The sequence below is a fragment of the Streptomyces sp. NPDC015127 genome, assembly GCF_043080095.1.
In the GTDB taxonomy this organism is placed as follows: Bacteria; Actinomycetota; Actinomycetes; order Streptomycetales; family Streptomycetaceae; genus Streptomyces.
Map to the genome: position 1 here is coordinate 1 of NZ_JBIBVE010000089.1, position 2,476 is coordinate 2,476.

Genomic DNA, 2,476 nt, shown 5'->3' on the forward strand with positions numbered 1-2,476 from the left:
AGCAAGTAACTCCCACTCCTGATCGGTGAGTTCATGGCGACGTATCACCCAACCATGATCCACCATCCGATGATCTTTGAAGACGGACCCTAGTAGCGGATCCAGAGGCGTTTGAACTGGTGGAGCCAGGCGAAGGTCCGCTCTACGACCCAGCGGGTCTTGCCCAGACCGGAGCCATGGGCTGTGCCTTTCCGGGCGATCTTCGGTGTGATGCCGCAGGCCCGGAGAAGGCGGCGGTACTTGTCGTAGCCGCGGTCCGCGAACAGCCGGCGTGGCCGGTGACGCGGCCTTCCTTAAGCGCCGCGCTCGTGCAGCTGCGGCCAGACACCGGCCTCGGTCCAGTCCCGCAGACGCCGCCATGCTGTCACACCGCTGCAGCCAACCTGCTCAGCCGGAACGTCCCGCCAGCTCACGCTCTTGCACAGCACGTAAACGATGTCCCGCAGAGCACCCGGTCATCCGCCGGCAATCGCCCCGGATACCGATGCCGCCGAGGCGGACGCGCAGGCAAGAGCGGGGCCACACCGGCTGTTTCATCTCCACGTCACACGGACTCGCTGCGCGGCGCTTATGGATGGTGTCTGTCGGTAACATTCATGACCACCGGGGCATCCCGATCACCCACCGCTCAGCTGGCTCGGCCGTGAGGACGTGTACGCGGTGTTCAGGAACACCCGCGCTGACTACACCTACCCAGCCCATGTTTCAAGGCCAGGAGAGCTGCCCTCTATCGGGACGGACGCCGGCAACCAGCATCCGTCCCGATAGACGTCAGCACGCTAAAACGCCAACTCACGACCACCGTACACATCTGCCGGGAGACAAAACGCAAGCCAAGAGACTTCCACTCCAAGTCCGCCGACTGCCTCGTCACCTCCTAAACCACCGGAGAGTGAGCCTGGACATCATTTTGGCTCCGGCTTCTTGCTTAAACTTGGTGAGACCAGACGGTTGTGGAGAAGTACTGCATAAATCCGGGGTGCCAGTAGGTGACGGTCGACTCTGATGCATTCGCAAAGGCGGTAGAGTCGGGAACCCAGGAGCTGCGGCATTCAACCGCCTGTCCTGATGCCAACGAGAACACACCGGTCTTGCATGCCGTGTTTCCACCAAGCCCCTGCATCGAAGTTGAGACAAATTTCCCTGACACTGCGCCAGGCCCAAAATTCTTAACCAGAAGATAACCGCGCTTATATACGCCGTCAACTTCAACACAGCTGAAAGCGTACGCATTGGGCCACGCGGTCCGGTTGACGGTCTGCCAGCCAGTGCAGCCCTGGAATGATGAGGCAGCTTGGGCACTGGTGCCAGATGTTAGCAACAGGCCGAGAGACGAAATGACTGACACCGCGAGAGCGGCTATTTTTCTGACCATTTCTTGGCTTCCCTTCGACGGTACTCGCAGACCGGGGCGCAACCGTCTGGATGTGGTCCACAGCGCCGCGCGTGACGGCAGCAGCCCAGGCGGAGAGAGGTTTCCCCCTCTTCGACCAGACATTTTCCACTCCCAATCTGCTGTGCCCTTGCCAGAGACTAGGCGCTTCTAGCGCAGTCTTGTAAGGTGGATAGTTATTTGCACTCGCTGAGCTAGCCCCAGCTGTACGCAGTGGCAATCTGCTTGCGCTGTACTCATAGCTGAGGCGGACAGACCATCGAAGCAGCGTCAGCCGTTGCTCCAATTGCCTGACACTGCAGCCAAATACTCCGCTAGGAGTCACTTCAGCATAGGCTGAATTCGTGCCTGAAACGGTGGCCTAGCCTGAAGACTGCACAGGCGCCGGTAAGAGGCGCCATATTCATATGTCTTCCAGTTATTTTTTTCCAGAAACTCCGCTTGCATAGGCCTCAACTACAGCATGCCTTCCGGAAGTGAAGAGGCCGTTGTCAGGGATCTTTCCGTACCAGCGCTCACAGATCGCGAGAACATCACGGAGTGAGGAACAAATACCCATCAGCCGACCACTCCGATATACCGCAGAGGGGCTGCCTCCGGAACTCAGCCGCACCCGTCAGCCTGAGGCGTCCTTGCTCGGTGCTGCGCGCCCGCACCTGGCCCCCAAGAGGGTCTGGTCTCCTGCCATCTGGCTGGAAATCACGTCGCTGTTGCAGATACGCCGTCGGCTACGTCCGGCTCACCGTGCTAGTGCAGGTGCCTGGCAGGAGGCAGTGAAAGCGGAGGCAACAGACTCTCTTAGACCGTGTCCTATGTGGTGAGGCGGATGAGTCGCTTGTAGCAGCAGATGCCGGCGGCGAGGCCGAGAAATGCCAGGTAGTTACAGGGATGTCGTTCGTAGCGGTGGTTGAGTCGGCGGTAGCCGGTCAGCCAGGACACCGCCCGTTCGATGACCCATCATCTGCGGCGGCCGAGGCGTTCGCTGGACTCGATGCCTTTGCGGGCGATGCGGGCGCCGATGCGTTTGCCGGGTAACCATCTCCGCAGGTGGGGGACGTCGTAGGCCTTGTCGGCGTGCAGGCG

The 2,476-nt window shown here is 60.4% G+C and carries 2 pseudogenes; both read right to left on the minus strand.

Annotated features, from left to right (window positions below):
• Positions 1 to 92 precede the first annotated feature (92 nt).
• A pseudogene (locus ACF08N_RS38030) lies at positions 93 to 523 on the minus strand (transposase); the annotation flags it as partial.
• 1,680 nt (positions 524 to 2,203) lie between these two features.
• Positions 2,204 to 2,476 (minus strand): annotated as a pseudogene (locus ACF08N_RS38035) (IS5/IS1182 family transposase); the annotation flags it as partial.